Source organism: Pseudomonas sp. NFACC56-3 (assembly GCF_900100025.1).
GTDB lineage: Bacteria > Pseudomonadota > Gammaproteobacteria > Pseudomonadales > Pseudomonadaceae > Aquipseudomonas > Aquipseudomonas fluorescens_AA.
On sequence record NZ_FMTK01000005.1, the window covers coordinates 131,763 to 147,868 of the forward strand.

At 61.6% G+C, this 16,106-nt stretch carries 15 protein-coding genes; 5 read left to right on the forward strand and 10 right to left on the reverse strand.

What is annotated here, in order from left to right:
• Positions 1 to 115: 115 nt before the first annotated feature.
• The 8 genes from fabI to gloB form a co-directional block, all read right to left on the reverse strand.
• Positions 116 to 910 (reverse strand): enoyl-ACP reductase FabI, encoded by a 795-nt coding sequence (gene fabI / locus BLO80_RS09850; protein WP_025213267.1) that lies wholly within the window; start codon positions 908 to 910, stop codon positions 116 to 118.
• Positions 911 to 930: 20 nt separating this feature from the next.
• Positions 931 to 2,541 carry an ABC transporter ATP-binding protein gene (locus tag BLO80_RS09855; RefSeq protein WP_092327746.1) on the reverse strand — a complete coding sequence of 537 codons (1,611 nt, stop codon included), beginning with the start codon at positions 2,539 to 2,541 and terminating at the stop codon, positions 931 to 933.
• 1 nt (position 2,542) lies between these two features.
• Entirely contained in the window at positions 2,543 to 3,562 is a 1,020-nt protein-coding gene (locus tag BLO80_RS09860; protein WP_092327748.1) for an ABC transporter permease, read from the reverse strand.
• Position 3,563: 1 nt separating this feature from the next.
• Complete coding sequence (locus BLO80_RS09865; RefSeq protein WP_092198160.1) at positions 3,564 to 4,637, reverse strand: microcin C ABC transporter permease YejB; 1,074 nt, start codon at positions 4,635 to 4,637, stop codon at positions 3,564 to 3,566.
• Positions 4,638 to 4,641: 4 nt separating this feature from the next.
• Positions 4,642 to 6,495: an extracellular solute-binding protein gene (locus BLO80_RS09870; protein ID WP_092327750.1), complete on the reverse strand. Its 1,854-nt coding sequence runs from the start codon at positions 6,493 to 6,495 to the stop codon at positions 4,642 to 4,644.
• Positions 6,492 to 8,324, reverse strand: a complete 1,833-nt coding sequence (locus tag BLO80_RS09875; protein ID WP_092327751.1) for an extracellular solute-binding protein — start codon at positions 8,322 to 8,324, stop codon at positions 6,492 to 6,494. The genes BLO80_RS09870 and BLO80_RS09875 overlap by 4 nt, the downstream gene beginning before the upstream one ends.
• A gap of 249 nt (positions 8,325 to 8,573) precedes the next feature.
• Positions 8,574 to 10,022, reverse strand: a complete 1,449-nt coding sequence (locus tag BLO80_RS09880) for a transglycosylase SLT domain-containing protein (RefSeq protein ID WP_092327753.1) — start codon at positions 10,020 to 10,022, stop codon at positions 8,574 to 8,576.
• A 99-nt stretch (positions 10,023 to 10,121) separates the two neighbouring features.
• The gene (gene gloB / locus BLO80_RS09885) at positions 10,122 to 10,889 is read right to left on the reverse strand and encodes a hydroxyacylglutathione hydrolase (protein ID WP_092327755.1); all 768 of its coding nucleotides are present in this window, start codon (positions 10,887 to 10,889) and stop codon (positions 10,122 to 10,124) included.
• 65 nt (positions 10,890 to 10,954) lie between these two features.
• On the opposite strand from gloB, the gene BLO80_RS09890 reads away from it, so the two are divergent.
• The 4 genes from BLO80_RS09890 to BLO80_RS09905 all read left to right on the forward strand — a co-directional run bounded on the left by BLO80_RS09890 (position 10,955) and on the right by BLO80_RS09905 (position 14,128).
• Entirely contained in the window at positions 10,955 to 11,713 is a 759-nt protein-coding gene (locus BLO80_RS09890; protein ID WP_057452232.1) for a class I SAM-dependent methyltransferase, read from the forward strand.
• A gap of 88 nt (positions 11,714 to 11,801) precedes the next feature.
• The gene (rnhA, locus tag BLO80_RS09895) at positions 11,802 to 12,254 is read left to right on the forward strand and encodes a ribonuclease HI (protein ID WP_030142629.1); all 453 of its coding nucleotides are present in this window, start codon (positions 11,802 to 11,804) and stop codon (positions 12,252 to 12,254) included.
• Positions 12,255 to 12,489: 235 nt separating this feature from the next.
• The gene (gene dnaQ / locus BLO80_RS09900; protein WP_092327756.1) at positions 12,490 to 13,251 is read left to right on the forward strand and encodes a DNA polymerase III subunit epsilon; all 762 of its coding nucleotides are present in this window, start codon (positions 12,490 to 12,492) and stop codon (positions 13,249 to 13,251) included.
• Positions 13,252 to 13,513: 262 nt separating this feature from the next.
• Positions 13,514 to 14,128, forward strand: coding sequence for a GNAT family N-acetyltransferase (locus BLO80_RS09905; protein WP_060741973.1), 615 nt, complete (start codon positions 13,514 to 13,516; stop codon positions 14,126 to 14,128).
• On the opposite strand, the gene BLO80_RS09910 is transcribed toward BLO80_RS09905, so the two are convergent.
• The gene (locus BLO80_RS09910; RefSeq protein ID WP_092327758.1) at positions 14,094 to 14,987 is read right to left on the reverse strand and encodes a LysR family transcriptional regulator; all 894 of its coding nucleotides are present in this window, start codon (positions 14,985 to 14,987) and stop codon (positions 14,094 to 14,096) included. The genes BLO80_RS09905 and BLO80_RS09910 overlap by 35 nt on opposite strands.
• Before the next feature lie 86 nt (positions 14,988 to 15,073).
• Positions 15,074 to 15,337, reverse strand: a complete 264-nt coding sequence (locus BLO80_RS09915; RefSeq protein WP_092327759.1) for a hypothetical protein — start codon at positions 15,335 to 15,337, stop codon at positions 15,074 to 15,076.
• Positions 15,338 to 15,522: 185 nt separating this feature from the next.
• Between BLO80_RS09915 and BLO80_RS09920 the strand changes: the two genes are divergently transcribed.
• Complete coding sequence (locus tag BLO80_RS09920; RefSeq protein WP_072404556.1) at positions 15,523 to 16,080, forward strand: NADPH-dependent FMN reductase; 558 nt, start codon at positions 15,523 to 15,525, stop codon at positions 16,078 to 16,080.
• Positions 16,081 to 16,106 lie beyond the last annotated feature (26 nt).

Here is a 16,106-nt window from a genome sequence, read left to right on the forward strand (position 1 = left end):
CAGCTGATCCACCGCCATCGCGAGCAGGCTCGCTCCCACAGGGGATGTGTGGTGGGCATAAAAAACGCCGCTTGGCCTTTCCAGGGCAAGCGGCGTTTTTGCTGTAGCGTGAAGATTACTCTTCGAGGTTACCCATGGCGGTGGTGTTGAAGCCGCCGTCCACGTACATGATTTCACCGCTGATGCCCGACGCCAGGTCGGAGCACAGGAAGGCGCCGGCATTGCCGACTTCTTCGATGGTGACGTTGCGACGCAGCGGGGTTTGCGCTTCGTTGGCGGCCAGCATCTTGCGGAAGTTCTTGATGCCGGAAGCGGCGAGGGTGCGGATCGGGCCGGCCGATACGCAGTTGACGCGGGTACCGTCCGGGCCCAGGGAACCGGCCAGGTAACGTACGCCGGCTTCCAGGGAGGCCTTGGCCATGCCCATGACGTTGTAGTTCGGCATGGTGCGCTCGGCGCCCAGGTACGACAGGGTCAGCAGGCTGCCGTTGCGGCCTTTCATCATTTCGCGACCGGCCTTGGCCAGGGCCACGAAGCTGTAGGCGCTGATGTCGTGGGCAATGCGGAAACCTTCGCGGGTGGTGGCTTCGGTGAAGTCGCCGTCCAACTGGTCGCCCGGGGCGAAGCCCACGGAGTGCACGATGCAGTCCAGGCCGTCCCACTTCTTGCTCAGCGCTTCGAAGACCTTGGCGATTTCTTCGTCGCTGGCCACGTCGCACGGGAAGCACAGCTCAGGGCTCGAGCCCCAGCCTTGCGCGAACTCTTCGACACGACCCTTGAGTTTGTCGTTCTGATAAGTGAAGGCAAGCTCAGCGCCCTCGCGATGCATGGCGGCGGCGATGCCGGATGCGATGGACAGCTTGCTGGCGACACCGACGATCAGTACGCGCTTACCGGCGAGAAAACCCATGTGTTGCTCCTCTTTTCAGGTTATTCGGCAGTTGTTGGGGCCAGGAAGGCGGCCTCCAGCAACTGCTGTGTATAGGGGTGCTGCGGCGCGGCGAATATGCTGCGGGCATCACCTTGTTCGACCACTTGGCCATGCTTGACCACCATCAATTGGTGGCTCAGCGCTTTGACGACAGCCAGGTCATGGCTGATAAACAGGTACGTCAGGTTGTACTTGGTTTGCAACGACCGCAACAGCTCCACCACCTGGCGTTGCACGGTACGGTCCAGGGCCGACGTTGGTTCATCCAGCAGAATCAACGCCGGCTTGAGCACCAGGGCCCGGGCAATGGCGATACGCTGCCGTTGCCCTCCGGAAAATTCATGGGGGTAGCGGTTCCGGGTTTCCGGATCCAGGCCTACCTCCTTCAATGCCGCGATTATCGCCTGTTCCTGTTCAGCCGCGGTGCCGATCTTGTGGATCCGCAGGCCTTCGCCGACGATCTGGCTGACACACATCCGTGGGCTCAGGCTGCCGAACGGGTCCTGAAACACCACTTGCATCTCCCGGCGCAGTGGCCGGACCTGTTGCTGCGTCAGGCTGTCCAGCGACTTGCCTTCGAAGCGGATCCCGCCCTGGCTGCCGATCAACCGCAGGATTGCCAGCCCCAGGGTGGATTTGCCGGAACCGCTTTCGCCGACGATACCCAGGGTCTGGCCCTGGGGCAGGCTGAAGCGGATGCCGTCCACGGCCTTGATGTAGTCCACCGTGCGTTTGAACAGGCCTTTCTTGATCGGGAACCAGACTTTCAGGTCCTCGACCTGCAACAGCGGCGGGCCGACGACGTTGGTCGCCGGGGTGCCGCTGGGCTCGGCGGCCAGCAGTTCCCGAGTGTACGGATGCTGCGGCGCGCGGAACAACTCTTCGCACGATGCCTGTTCGACGATGCAACCGCGCTGCATGACACATACGCGATGCGCAATTCTTCGCACCAGGTTCAAATCGTGGCTGATCAGCAGCAACGACATACCCAATCGCGCCTGCAACTCCTTGAGCAATTGCAGGATTTTCAGCTGGACGGTGACGTCCAGGGCGGTGGTCGGCTCGTCGGCGATCAGCAGTTCCGGCTCGTTGGCCAGGGCCATGGCGATCATCACTCGCTGGCGCTGGCCGCCGGACAACTCGTGGGGCAGAGCCTTGAGGCGCTTGTGGGGCTCGGGAATGCCGACCAGCTCCAGCAACTCCAGGGTCCGGCGGGTCGCGACCTTGCCGGTCAGGCCCTTGTGGATGCCAAGCACTTCATTGATCTGTTTTTCAATGCAGTGCAGCGGGTTGAGGGAGGTCATCGGCTCCTGGAAAATCATCGCGATCCGGTTGCCACGGATATGGCGGATGGTCTTTTCCTTCAATCCCAGCAAATCCTGGCCGGCGTACTGGATGGTCCCGGTGGGGTGATGGGCCAGCGGGTAGGGCAGCAAGCGCAGGATCGAGTGGGCGGTGACCGACTTGCCCGAGCCGCTTTCACCCACCAGGGCCAGGGTTTCGCCGCGCTTGATGTCGAAGCTGACGCCCTCGACCACGCGCTGACGGCGTTCACCGACGATGAACTCCACCGCCAGGTCGCGCACTTCGATCAGATTGTCCTGGTTCATATCACTTCCTCGGATCGAAGGCATCGCGAGCGGACTCGCCGATGAACACCAACAGGCTCAGCATCACGGCCAGCACGGCGAACGCACTGATGCCCAGCCAGGGTGCCTGGAGGTTGGATTTGCCCTGGGCCACCAACTCGCCCAGGGACGGCGCGCCCGGCGGCAGGCCAAAGCCGAGGAAATCCAGGGCGGTGAGGGTGCCGATGGCGCCGGTGAGGATGAACGGCATGAAGGTCATGGTCGAGACCATGGCGTTGGGCAGGATGTGCCGGAACATGATCGCGCCGTTCTGCATACCCAGCGCCCGCGCGGCGCGCACGTATTCGAGGTTGCGCCCGCGCAGGAACTCGGCGCGGACCACGTCCACCAGGCTCATCCAGGAAAACAGCAGCATGATGCCCAGCAGCCACCAGAAGTTCGGCTGTACGAAGCTGGCGAGGATGATCAGCAGGTACAGCACCGGCAGCCCGGACCAGATTTCCAGGAAGCGTTGGCCGGCCAGGTCGACCCAGCCGCCATAGAAGCCCTGCAAGGCGCCGGCGATCACGCCGATGATCGAGCTGAGCAGGGTCAGGGTCAGGGCGAACAGCACTGAGATACGGAAGCCGTAGATCACCCGGGCCAGGACATCGCGGCCCTGGTCATCGGTGCCCAGCCAATTCACGGAAGAGGGCGGTGCCGGGGCCGGGACCTTCAGGTCGTAGTTGATGCTCTGGTAGCTGAACGGAATCGGTGCCCACAGCACCCAGGCGTCCTTGGCCGCCAGCAATTCACGGATGTACGGGCTCTTGTAGTTGGCTTCCAGCGGGAATTCGCCGCCGAACGTGGTTTCCGGGTAGCGCTTGAGGGCCGGGAAGTACCAGCCGTTGTCGTAATGCACCACCAGCGGCTTGTCGTTGGCGATCAACTCGGCACCCAGGCTCAGCCCGAACAGGATCAGGAACAGCCACAGCGACCACCAGCCACGCTTGTTGGCCTTGAACAGTTCGAAACGACGGCGATTGAGAGGGGACAGGTTCATCTCAATGCTCCCGGCTTTCGAAGTCGATGCGCGGATCGACAAAGGTGTAGGTCAGATCGCCGATCAGTTTCACCACCAGCCCCAGCAAGGTGAAGATGAACAGGGTGCCAAACACCACCGGATAATCGCGGTTGATGGCCGCTTCGAAACTCATCAGGCCCAGGCCGTCGAGGGAAAAGATCACTTCCACCAGCAAGGAACCGGTGAAGAAGATCCCGATGAACGCCGAAGGGAAGCCGGCGATCACCAGCAGCATGGCGTTGCGGAAGACATGGCCGTAGAGGACCCGATGGCGGGTCAGGCCCTTGGCCTTGGCGGTGACCACGTATTGCTTGTTGATTTCGTCGAGGAAGCTGTTCTTGGTCAGCAGGGTCATGGTGGCGAAGTTGCCGATCACCAGGGCGGTTACGGGCAAGGCCAGGTGCCAGAAGTAATCGAGGATCTTGCCGCCCATGCTCAATTCGTCGAAGTTGTTGGAGGTCAACCCGCGCAACGGGAACCAGTCGAAATAACTGCCGCCGGCAAACACCACGATCAGCAGGATGGCGAACAGGAACGACGGGATCGCGTAGCCGACGATGATGGCCGAACTGGTCCACACATCGAAATGGCTGCCATGCCGCGTGGCCTTGGCGATCCCCAGCGGGATCGACACCAGGTACATGATCAGTGTGCTCCACAGCCCGAGGGAGATGGACACCGGCATCTTTTCCTTGATCAGGTCGATGACCTTGGCATCGCGGAAGAAACTGTCGCCGAAGTCCAGGTGGGCATAGTTCTTGATCATGATCCACAGGCGTTCGGGGGCCGACTTGTCGAAGCCGTACATGCGTTCGATTTCCTTGACCAGCCCTGGGTCCAGGCCCTGGGCCCCGCGGTAGGAGGAGCCGGCCACCGACACTTCGGCACCGCCGCCGGCAATGCGGCTGGTGGCGCCCTCGAAACCCTCGAGCTTGGCGATCATCTGTTCCACCGGCCCGCCGGGGGCGGCCTGGATGATGACGAAGTTGATCAGCAGAATGCCGAACAGGGTCGGGATGATCAGCAGCAGTCGCCGAAAAATGTAAGCCAGCATCTTGTTACTCCACGCTCGCAGGGACGGCGATTTGCTGCTCGATGACCTGCTTTTCTACTTCATCGGCCGGCTTGACCTCCGGCTTGACCCACCAGGTGGTGGTGCCGATGTCATAGGTTGGGGTTATTTTCGGATGACCGATGTGGTTCCAGTAGGCCACGCGCCAGGTCTTGATGTGCCAGTTGGGAATCACGTAGTAGCCCCATTGCAAGACCCGGTCCAATGCCCGGGCGTGAGCCACCAGGCTCTTGCGCGAGTCGGCATTGATCAGTTGCTCTACCAGTTGGTCCACGGCCGGGTCCTTCAGGCCCATGGTGTTGCGGCTGCCGGGCTTGTCGGCGGCGGCGGACATCCAGAACTCACGCTGTTCGTTACCCGGCGAGCTGGATTGCGGGAAGCTGCCCACCACCAGGTCGAAGTCCCGGGAACGCACGCGGTTGATGTACTGGGACACGTCCACCCGGCGGATCACCAGGTCGATGCCCAGGTCGCTCAGGTTGCGCTTGAAGGGCAGCAGTATCCGCTCGAACTCGGTCTGGGCCAGCAGGAACTCCAGCACCACCGGTTTGCCTTGGGCGTCGACCATCTTGTCGTCGACGATGCGCCAGCCGGCTTCTTGCAGCAATTGGTAGGCCTTGCGCTGCTGGTCGCGGATCATGCCGCTGCCGTCGCACATCGAAGGCTGGAAGGCTTCGCTGAAGACCTGCTCGGGGATTTTGCCGCGCAGGGGCTCGAGAATCTTCAGTTCGTCTTCGCCGGGCAGGCCGGTGGCGGCCATTTCCGAATTCTCGAAATAGCTGCGGGTGCGGGCGTAGGCGCCGTTGAACAGTTGCTTGTTGGTCCACTCGAAATCCAGCAGCAGGCTCAAGGCCTTGCGTACCCGCACATCCTGGAAGACCGGCCGGCGCAGGTTGTAGACAAAGCCCTGCATGCCGGTGGGGTTGCCGTTGGGGATCTGTTCCTTGATCAGCCGGCCTTCGGTCACGGCCGGGATGTTGTAGGCGTTGGCCCAGTTCTTGGCGGTCATTTCCAGCCAGTAATCGAACTGCCCGGCTTTCAATGCCTCGACCGCGACGGTGTTGTCGCGGTAGTAGTCGGTGACCAGCACGTCGAAGTTGTAGAACCCGCGATTGACCGGCAGGTCCTTGCCCCAGTAGTCCTTCACTCGCTCATAGCGGATCGAGCGGCCGGCCTTCACTTCGACGACCTTGTAGGGGCCGCTGCCCAGGGGAATCTCCAGGTTGCCCTTGTTGAAGTCGCGCTCGGCCCACCAGTGCTTCGGCAATACCGGCAATTGGCCGAGGATCAGCGGCAGCTCGCGATTTTGGGTGTGCTTGAACTTGAACAGGACCTTGAGCGGGTCTTCGGCGATGACTTCGGCGACGTCGTTGTAGTAGCCGCGGAACATCGGTGCGCCGTCCTTGGTCAGGGTCTGGAAGCTGAAGACCACGTCTTCCGCCCGTACCGGATGGCCATCGTTGAAACGGGCTTCGGGGCGCAGGTAGAAGCGCACCCAGGCATTGTCCGGGGCTTTCTCGATTTTTTCGGCGATCAGGCCATATTCGGTGAAGGGTTCGTCCAGGCCCTGCTTGGCCAAGGTGTCGTAGATCAGGCCGATGTCATCGGCTGGCACGCCTTTACTGATGAACGGGTTGAGGCTGTCGAATCCCCCAAAGCCGCCCTGGCGGAAGATGCCGCCCTTGGGCGCGTCCGGGTTGACGTAGTCGAAGTGCTGGAAGTTGGCCGGGTATTTCGGCGGTTCGTTGTACAAGGTCACGGCATGCTGCGGCGCGGCGCAGGCCAGCCCGGCGAATAACAGGCTGCTGGCCTGCAGGAGCAGGGCACGTAAAGGCTTCATTGATCTTTCTCCGAAGATTTCAGCCACCAGGCGCTCAGGCCCAGGGTATAGGGCGGCGTGGTGACGAAGGCGAACCGGTTGCGGTACGCCAGGCGATGATAGTTGAGATACCAGTTGGGGATGCAGTAATGCTGCCACAGCAGTACGCGATCCAGGGCCTTGCCGGCGGCGACCTGTTCATCGCGGGTCTGGGCGGCGAGCAGTTTTTCCAGCAGATGGTCGACCACCGGGTTGGCGATCCCGGCGTAGTTCTTGCTGCCCTTGACCCCGACCTGGCTGGAGTGAAAGTACTGCCATTGCTCGAGGCCCGGGCTGAGGGTCTGGTTCAAGGTCAGCAGGATCATGTCGAAGTCGAACTGGTCCAGGCGCTGTTTGTATTGGGCGCGGTCCACCGTGCGCAGCCGAGCTTGAACACCGATGCTGGCAAGGTTTTCGACGTAGGGTTGCAGGATACGCTCCAGATTCGGGTTCACCAGCAGGATTTCGAAGCTCAGGGGGTGGTGGTCGGCGTTCAGCAGGCGTTGGCCGTTGAGATTCCAGCCGGCTTCCTTCAAGAGTCCCAATGCCTTGCGCAGGGTTTCCCGGGGAATGCCGCGCCCGTCGGTCTTGGGCAGGCTGAAGGGTTCGGTGAGCAGTTTGGGCGGCAATTGATCCCGGTACGGCTTGAGCAGCAGCCATTCATGACCCACCGGCAGGCCGGTGGCGGAGAATTCGCTGTTGGGGTAATAGCTGAGGGTGCGCTTGTAGGCGCCGCTGAACAGGGTGCGGTTGGTCCACTCGAAATCGAACATCAGCCCCAGGGCTTCGCGCACCTTGACGTCGGCGAATGTGCCGCGCCGGGTGTTCATGAACAGGCCCTGGGTCTGGGTCGGGATCTGGTGGGGGATCTGGGCCTTGATCACATCGCCCCGGTTGACTGCCGGAAAGTCGTAGCCGTTGGCCCAGTTCTTGGCCTGATGTTCGATGTAGATGTCGAACTCGCCGGCCTTGAAGGCTTCGAAGGCGACTTCGCTGTCCCGGTAGAACTCCACCTCCATGCGGTCGTAGTTGTACTTGCCGCGATTGACCGGCAGGTCCTTGCCCCAGTAGTCCTTGACCCGTTCGAACACCAGTTGGCGGCCTGGCTGCACTTTGGTGATGCGATACGGCCCGCTGCCCAGGGGCGGTTCGAAGGTCGTCGCCTTGAAGTCGCGGCCTTTCCAGTAATGCTGGGGCAACACCGGCAGCTCACCCAGGCGCAGGATCAGCAAGGGATTGCCCGCGCGCTTGAAGACAAAGCGGATTTTCAGCGGGTTGAGAATGTCGACCCGCAGCACTTCCTGCAGGTTGGTGCGGTATTGCGGATGGCCATCCTTGAGCAGGGTCCTGTAGGAGAACGCCACGTCATAGGCGGTGATGGGCACGCCATCGTGGAAGCGCGCTTCGGGGCGCAGGTTGAAGACTACCCAGCTGCGATCTTCGCTGTACTCCACCGACTGGGCGATCAGGCCATAGCTCGACGTCGGTTCATCGCCGGACGGTGCGTACTGGCCAGTGCCGACCATCAGCGGTTCGTTCAGCTCATTGATGCCGTATTGCAGGAAATTGGGCGTGGAAACCGGGCTGCTGCCCTTGAACGTGTAGGGATTGAGCGTATCGAAGGTGCCGAATGCCATGACCCGCAAGACTCCGCCCTTGGGCGCTTGCGGGTTGACCCAGTCGAAGTGGGTGAATCTGGCCGGGTACTTGAGCGTGCCGAACTGCGCATAGCCATGGCTTTCGCTGATGGTTGCGCTGGCGGGAGAGCTCAAGGCCAGGCTGATCAGGAGCAGAAGGAGGGGACGTATCAAGTCGGAGATCCGATCCAGGCGGCTTGGGCTTTTATGGCCTGTACAGTAACAGCTTGTATCGGCAGGAAAAAGGCGGGGGCTCAAAGCTTCAGGGTTTGCTTGAACCGTGGCGAGGGAGCTTGCTCCCGCTGGGTTGCGAAGCGACCCCGAATCTGGCACCTCGGTGCAACAGGTGGATTGAGTCGCTGCTTTTGGGGCTGCTGCGCAGCCCAGCGGGAGCAAGCTCCCTCGCCACAGAGAGTCCCTCGGTCAGTGCGGGGAGTACACCGTCAGCATCTGCCCAGGCTTGAGTGCCTTGCCCATCCGTGGATTCCAGCGCTTGAGGTGCTGCATTTCCACGTTGAAGCGCTTAGCGACGACGTACAGCGAATCGCCCTGCTTGACCTTGTATTGGGTCTGTTTCTTCTGGTTCTTGCTGTTGGCGGCTATCACGGTGCTGATGCGCTTGCCGGTGGCCTTGCTGGCCTTGGCGTCCTGCATCACCAGGGTCTGGCCGACCTTGAGTTTATTGCCGCTGAGTTTGTTCCAGCGCTGCAGGTCCTTGGTCTGGACGTTGTTGGCCTTGGCGATCTGGGCCAGGTTTTCACCGCGCTTGACGCGATAGGTGCGCCTGGCACCTTCCACTTCGCTGTCGTCGGCTGATTCGAAAACCGGCTTGAGTGCGCGCTGGCTGATCAGCTCTTCCGGACGCATGGTCGACAGGCTGGCGGTCAGCAACTGGGCCTTGGAGGTGGGGACCAGTAAATGCTGGGGGCCATCGATGGTGGTGCGTTGCTTGAAGGCCGGATTGAGCTGGAACAGCTCGTCTTCGTCGATATTGGCTACCGCCGCGACCTTGGACAGGTCCATGCGCTGGTTGATCTCGACGACCTGGAAATAGGGTTCGTTGGCGATCGGGTTGAGGTTCACGCCATAGGCGTCGGGCGCGAGCACCACCTGGGACAGCGCCAGCAACTTCGGCACATAGGCCTGGGTCTCGCTGGGCAGCGGCAGGTTCCAGTAGTCGGTGGGCAGGCCAAGCTTCTCGTTGCGCTCGATGGCGCGGCTGACGGTGCCCTCACCGGCGTTGTAGGCCGCCAGTGCCAGCAACCAGTCGCCGTTGAACATGTCATGCAGGCGCGTCAGGTAGTCCATGGCGGCCGTGGTGGAGGCGGTGATGTCGCGTCGTCCGTCATAGAAACGGGTCTGGCGCAGGTTGAAGTAACGCCCCGTGGACGGGATGAACTGCCACAGCCCCACCGCGTTGGCCCGGGAATAGGCCATGGGGTTGTAGGCGCTCTCGATCACCGGCAGCAGCGCCAGTTCCAGCGGCATGTTGCGTTCTTCAAGGCGTTCGACGATGTAATGGATGTACAGGCTGCCACGCTCACCGGCGTTTTCCAGGAAGGAAGGGTTGCTGGCGAACCACAGGCGCTGTTGCTCGATACGCGGGTTGACGCCGGCCGTTTCCTGCAGCTGGAAGCCCTGGCGCATGCGTTCCCAGATGTCCTGGGGCACTTGGGGGCTGGGTTTCTCGGTGAGCCATACCGGCTTCTGTTTGGCGCGAGCGGCGATATTCGGGGTGTGCGCCGCGTCGGTCTGCGGCAGCTGGCTCGTGCTCTGGCAGCCCGCCAGGGTGGCGGACACAGCCACCGCAATGGCTTGAGCCAAGCGGGTCAATGTGTCTGACTGGACGGACCTGCGTATGGATGACGACATTGGCTGGAAGTAAGTTCCGGGCAAAAATGTCGGCCGATTCTAGGAAGCGCACCCCAACAGGTCAACCTTTCAGAATTTTTGTATCAATCGATAGCTGCCTTAGAACTTATCTTTCCAAGCCCTCAAGGCCGCAAAAACCTCACTCGGCGTCTGGTTTCGCTGGCCGTTCCGTTCGTCTGCTTTTTGTTTAACGGATGTTTCAGTCGTGCGCAGGAACGGGTTGGTGAGTTTTTCCAGGGCCAGGGTCGAGGGCAGCGTCATGATGCCTTCGTTGCGTTGGCGGGCGACTTTTTCCAGGCGGGCGGCGATGTCCGGGTTGCCCGGTTCCACGGCGGCAGCGAACTTCAGGTTGCTGAGGGTGTATTCATGGGTGCAGTAGACCAGAGTGTCTTCAGGCAAGGCGGCGAGGCGACCCAGGGAATGGTGCATCTGCGCGGGCGTGCCTTCGAAAAGCCGGCCGCAACCGGCGGCAAACAGGGTGTCGCCACAAAAGAGCAGGCCATGGTGGTAATAGGCGATGTGCCCCAGCGTATGGCCAGGCACTGCGTAGACATCGAAGTCCCAGCCGAGCACGCTGACCCGGTCATTGTCATGCAGGGCCTGGTCCCGCGCCGGGATGTTTTCGCTGGCCGGGCCGTAGACGGTGGCGTTCGTCGCATTCTTCAACGCCTGGACGCCGCCGACATGATCATGGTGATGATGGGTGATCAGGATGTCGCTCAGGACCCAGCCCGGATGGGCGTCGAGCCAGGCCTGTACTGGCGCGGCATCACCCGGGTCGACCACGGCGCAGCGCTGGGTGGAGTGATCCTGTAACAACCAGATGTAGTTATCGGTGAACGCGGGCAGGGCACTGATCTGTATCATCGCGGAATTCGCCAAGCGGAAAACAAAGGCGCATCTTAGAACTTCCTGACGCGTTGGAGAATGCAATGACCGATGAAGCGTTCGCTCAGGCTGATCCTGACTGGCTGGCGTTGATCAGCGCCGCCCGTGAATGGCTGTCCGGCCCTGTCGGGCAATTTTTGCTGGAAGAGGAACGGCGCATGCTCGAAGACGAGTTGGGCCGGTTCTTTGGCGGCTATCTGGTGCACTACGGGCCTTCGGCGCAAACGCCGCCGTCGGCACCGCAGGTCCAGCGTAACGTACGCCTGGGGGCGCCGTTGCCCGGGGTGGAAATCGTCTGCGAGGAGCAGGCCTGGCCGCTGAGCGAACATGCCGCCGACGTGGTGGTCATGCAGCACGGCCTGGATTTCTGCCTCTCGCCCCACGGTTTGCTGCGTGAAGCCGCCAGCAGCGTGCGCCCCGGCGGGCATCTGTTGATCATCGGTATCAATCCCTGGAGCGCCTGGGGGTTGCGTCATGTGTTTGCCCACGACGCCTTGCGCCAGGCCCGCTGCATCTCGGCGTCGAGGGTCGGCGACTGGCTCAACCTGCTGGGCTTCGCGCTGGAGAAACGCCGCTTCGGGTGCTATCGTCCGCCGCTTGCGTCACCCAAGTGGCAGGCTCGCCTGGCCGGCTGGGAGCGCAAGGCCGGCGACTGGCAGCTGTCCGGCGGCGGTTTCTACCTGCTGGTGGCGCGCAAGATCGCGGTCGGGCTGCGCCCGGTGCGTCAGGCGCGACGCGAGCCGATGGGCAAGCTGATTCCCTTGCCGATGGCCAAGGTCAATCGTCGTCACATCGAGCCATAACCCTTTTGAGCAGGCCTGGCCGGCCTTTTGACTACAGGCATCAGTCGCCTGGTCGGCTGGCCTTTGCATTTTTTCTGGATAGATTGGCATGAGCGATAGCGTAGAACTCTTCACTGATGGCGCCTGCAAGGGCAACCCCGGCCCGGGCGGTTGGGGCGCGTTGCTGGTGTGCAAGGGCGTGGAGAAGGAACTCTGGGGCGGCGAAGCCAATACCACCAACAATCGCATGGAGCTGATGGGCGCCATCCGAGGCCTGGAAGAGCTCAAGCGGCCTTGCGATGTACTGCTGGTGACCGACTCGCAATACGTGATGAAAGGCATCAACGAGTGGATGGCCAACTGGAAGAAGCGCGGCTGGAAGACGGCGGCGAAGGAACCGGTGAAAAACGCCGACCTCTGGAAGCTGCTGGATGAGCAGGTCAACCGCCACAACGTCACCTGGAAATGGGTGCGCGGTCATATCGGCCACCACGGCAACGAGCGGGCCGACCAGTTGGCCAATCGAGGGGTGGATGAGGTGCGGGGCTACAAGCAGGCCTGACAGGGGCGTTGTCAGGATCGGTACAGGATGACACCTGTGGCGAGGGAGCTTGCTCCCGCTGGACTGCGAAGCAGGCCCCTGAGGCGGTCGCTACGCAACCGAGCGGGAGCAAGCTCCCTCGCCACAAGAGCGCCAGGCCATAAAAAGCCTGGCTGACAGGACATTGCGGATGCACTGGCGTGAGCGTGTTAAGATCCGCCCTTTTGAAAGACTGCCCGCTGAGAGCTGAACACTGATGGCCAACAGATCTGTAGTACTGGATACCGAAACCACCGGCATGCCGGTGACCGATGGTCACCGGATTATTGAAATCGGTTGTGTCGAGCTGATCGGCCGGCGTCTGACCGGTCGCCATTTCCACGTTTACCTGCAACCGGACCGTGAAAGTGACGAGGGCGCTATCGGCGTCCACGGCATCACCAACGAATTCCTGGTGGGCAAGCCGCGGTTTGCCGAAGTGGCCGATGAGTTCTTCGAATTCATCCAGGGCGCGCAGTTGATCATCCACAACGCGGCGTTCGACGTGGGGTTCATCAACAACGAATTCGCCCTGATGGGGCAACACGAACGGGCCGACATCACCCAGCATTGCACCATCCTCGACACCCTGATGATGGCCCGGGAACGGCATCCGGGGCAGCGCAACAGTCTCGACGCCTTGTGCAAGCGCTACGGTGTCGACAACTCCGGTCGTGAACTGCACGGCGCCTTGCTCGACTCCGAGATTCTGGCCGACGTCTACCTGGCCATGACCGGCGGCCAGACCAGCCTGTCCCTGGCCGGCAACGCCTCGGACGGCAACGGTACCGGCGAAGGCTCCGGCAACCAGGCCACGGAAATTCGCCGTTTGCCCGCCGACCGCCAGCCTTCGCGGATCATTCGCGCCAGCGAAAACGACCTGGCCGAGCATGCCGCGCGTCTGGAAGCCATCGCCAAGTCCGCGGGTGCTCCGGCATTGTGGACACAGTTGGCCGAGGCACAGGCCGCCACGCACTGATGAAACCCCTCCTGTGGGAGCGAGCTTGCTCGCGATGACGGCGGCACATTCAGCATTGGTGCAGGCTGGACTACCGCCACCGCGAACGCGCTCGTTTTCGCAGGGGCACCCATTGTTCATTTCTCGCCACAATTGCCACGACCTTCTACCCTGAGGGCAGGCTACGGTACGGATCCCGCTTGATGTGTGATGATTTGAAAGACAAGGGCAATGGATGGCACCACACCGTTGGGTGCTTCAAGGAATGAGGACCTTCCCCAGTATGCAACCGGTCATGAATCCCAAGCACCCCGGACTGTCGGTGCGCATCGTCGATGATGGCTTTGCCGCCTACATCTGGGGCAGCGATTTCAGCTTTGAAGTCAGCGACTACGCGACGGCGCAGATCGGCCGTCCCGTCAGCCAATGGCCGGTGACGCCCATCGTTCCCTATCGCAAGTGCTATGGCATCGATCCCGAGGAGTTCAGCAGCTTCCGCGATGCCCCGGACAGCGAGATCTTCATGGCCTACCTCGATGACCAGCCCGTCGGGCACCTGGTGGTCAGTACCAACTGGAACGGCTATGCCCACATTGACGAGCTGGCGGTACACGCCCCGGCCCGTCGCCACGGGGTGGCCAAGGCGTTGCTCGATGTCGCCCAGTTCTGGAGCCGCAAGAAAAAACTGCCGGGCATCATGCTCGAGACCCAGAACAACAATCTGGGCGCCTGCCGGCTCTATGAGCGTTGCGGTTACGTACTGGGTGGCATCGATCACCTGCGCTATCGTGGCATTGACCGGCATACCGCCGAAGTCGCGCTGTTCTGGTACCGGCTGTTCGACGACCCACTGGGCATGTCGATCAGTGGTTCAGCAACGCCTCGGCTTGTTCCGTAACCCGTTCCAGCAGCGATTGAAGGGCGGGTGAAGAGGGGGCGCCGTTGAGGCTCAAGGCATAGAGGCCAATCGCGATGGCGGGCGATACCGGGCAGACGTCGAGGCCGCCGTCCTTGGCGCCCGAGGCGGTGAACGGGTCGACGATGGCCAGGCCTTCGCCGGCCTCGACCATGGCGCGCATCATCTGATGGGTCTGGACGCGGAGCTGGATCATGGGCGCCGGACGCAGCGCCGCCAGTTTATGCTCGAATGCGGGGCTCAGCGGGTCGTGGCCATCCAGGCCCACCAACGGCTGGCCCGCCAGGTCCTGAAGCGAAATATATTTTTGACGAGGTTGCAGCCAGCCGTGGGGCGCGAGCAATTGCAGTTTGCCCTGGGCGATCATCCGGCAATGGATATCGGGATGTTCCGGGTCGTGCAGGCTCAGGCCCAGGTCGCTTTCGCGCAACAGCAGGCTGTGGACGATGTCGCGGGTCGGTCGGCTGAGCAGGGTGCACGGCGCATCCGGATGGCGACGACGCAAGGCGGCGATGCTCTGGGGCAGCAACCGCTGGGCCAGCGGCGGTGTGCAGATAATGCGCAAGGGCGCTGCCTGATGGTGTTTCAGGCTGCTGGCCAGGCGCTGCACCGGTTCGAGGGTGTCGTATACCCGCGTGATACCGTCGCGCAATTCAAGGGTTTCCCGGGTGGCCTGCAAGCGACCGCGCACGCTGGCGAACAGCATGAAACCCAATTGGGCCTCGGCATCGCGCAGTATCGCCTCGACCTCCGCCACCGGCAGTTGCAGCCATTCGGCCGCCGTGCCGAGGTGGCCGGTCTGCAGCAGCGCCTGGATCACTTCGATGTGGCGTAAACGCATGCAAGAAGTCCATGTTCGGCGGGTGAGCCATTGATTGGCTGAATCCTAACCCAAGTCCGGGCATGACTTCTGCTCATAACCAACGGTTATGAAGCTATTTGCGTTTCAGTGGGCGTTTGAGTGGGCAGTGGCGTTTCCGGTTCGCGCGTCAATTCGATTTGGGATTGCACGAGAATAAATCTGCCGTCGTCGAGCTTGTTGACTCGATCCCCGATAGCCAATTTATAGGTAGTGACAGGCTCCTTGCCGTTTCCGTCGGGCGACGGGGTCGATTCCTGAAACTCATGCACCGAATAGACGCGACCTTCGGCGTCCCGCGCATGAAATTGTCCGACAAGTACTGCTGCCATTGCTTAGAACCTCTGGAAATAGATCACTCGATTTGCGGTTCTGTAGACCCTGGTCAAGCGCGGTAAGTTTTCCTACATGAAAAAAATAGTCCAGCCGGCCGGTTTTTGTCGCTCCACTGGTCCAATTGTCACCCCGATCATCTATAACTACAGGCTCCTTTGAGCCGACAGTCGAGAAGCCTCTCATGAGTAATGTCTACACAGTGGCCGTTTTGGTGGGCAGCCTGCGCAAGGCATCGATCAACCGCAAGGTCGCGCTGGCACTGGCTGACCTGGCGCCAGCCAACCTCAAACTGAATATCATCGAGATTGGCGAGTTACCGCTCTACAACGAAGACATCGATGTTTCCCCTCCGCCAGCCTACAGCACTTTCCGCCAGCAGGTAGGCGCGGCCGATGCCTTGTTGTTCGTCACGCCGGAGTACAACCGTTCGGTGCCGGCACCGTTGAAAAATGCCATCGATGTGGGGTCGCGCCCCTACGGCCAGAGTTGCCTGAGTGGCAAGCCGGGCGCGGTGATCAGCGCCTCGCCGGGTGCCATTGGCGGTTTCGGCGCCAATCATCATTTGCGCCAGTCCCTGGTGTTCCTTGACGTGCCCTGCATGCAGCAGCCGGAAGGCTACCTGAGTAACGCCGGGACGGCGTTCGACGAGGCGGGCAACCTGTCGGAGTCCGTCAGGCCATTCTTGCAAAAATTCATCGATGCCTATGGCAAGTGGGTCGAGCAACATAAAAAGGCTTGATGCTCGAGATTCCAGATAAACCCGTG

Bases quoted from the DNA above. Each gene is read 5' to 3' on its own strand.
- BLO80_RS09855 (WP_092327746.1), bottom strand. From the start codon at position 2,541: ATGAACCAGGACAATCTGATCGAAGTGCGCGACCTGGCGGTGGAGTTC.
- gloB (WP_092327755.1), bottom strand. From the start codon at position 10,889: ATGATACAGATCAGTGCCCTGCCCGCGTTCACCGATAACTACATCTGG.
- BLO80_RS09880 (WP_092327753.1), bottom strand. From the start codon at position 10,022: ATGTCGTCATCCATACGCAGGTCCGTCCAGTCAGACACATTGACCCGC.
- BLO80_RS09865 (WP_092198160.1), bottom strand. From the start codon at position 4,637: ATGCTGGCTTACATTTTTCGGCGACTGCTGCTGATCATCCCGACCCTG.
- dnaQ (WP_092327756.1), top strand. From the start codon at position 12,490: ATGGCCAACAGATCTGTAGTACTGGATACCGAAACCACCGGCATGCCG.
- BLO80_RS09870 (WP_092327750.1), bottom strand. From the start codon at position 6,495: ATGAAGCCTTTACGTGCCCTGCTCCTGCAGGCCAGCAGCCTGTTATTC.
- fabI (WP_025213267.1), bottom strand. From the start codon at position 910: ATGGGTTTTCTCGCCGGTAAGCGCGTACTGATCGTCGGTGTCGCCAGC.
- BLO80_RS09905 (WP_060741973.1), top strand. From the start codon at position 13,514: ATGCAACCGGTCATGAATCCCAAGCACCCCGGACTGTCGGTGCGCATC.
- BLO80_RS09910 (WP_092327758.1), bottom strand. From the start codon at position 14,987: ATGCGTTTACGCCACATCGAAGTGATCCAGGCGCTGCTGCAGACCGGC.
- BLO80_RS09860 (WP_092327748.1), bottom strand. From the start codon at position 3,562: ATGAACCTGTCCCCTCTCAATCGCCGTCGTTTCGAACTGTTCAAGGCC.
- BLO80_RS09915 (WP_092327759.1), bottom strand. From the start codon at position 15,337: ATGGCAGCAGTACTTGTCGGACAATTTCATGCGCGGGACGCCGAAGGT.
- BLO80_RS09890 (WP_057452232.1), top strand. From the start codon at position 10,955: ATGACCGATGAAGCGTTCGCTCAGGCTGATCCTGACTGGCTGGCGTTG.
- BLO80_RS09920 (WP_072404556.1), top strand. From the start codon at position 15,523: ATGAGTAATGTCTACACAGTGGCCGTTTTGGTGGGCAGCCTGCGCAAG.
- rnhA (WP_030142629.1), top strand. From the start codon at position 11,802: ATGAGCGATAGCGTAGAACTCTTCACTGATGGCGCCTGCAAGGGCAAC.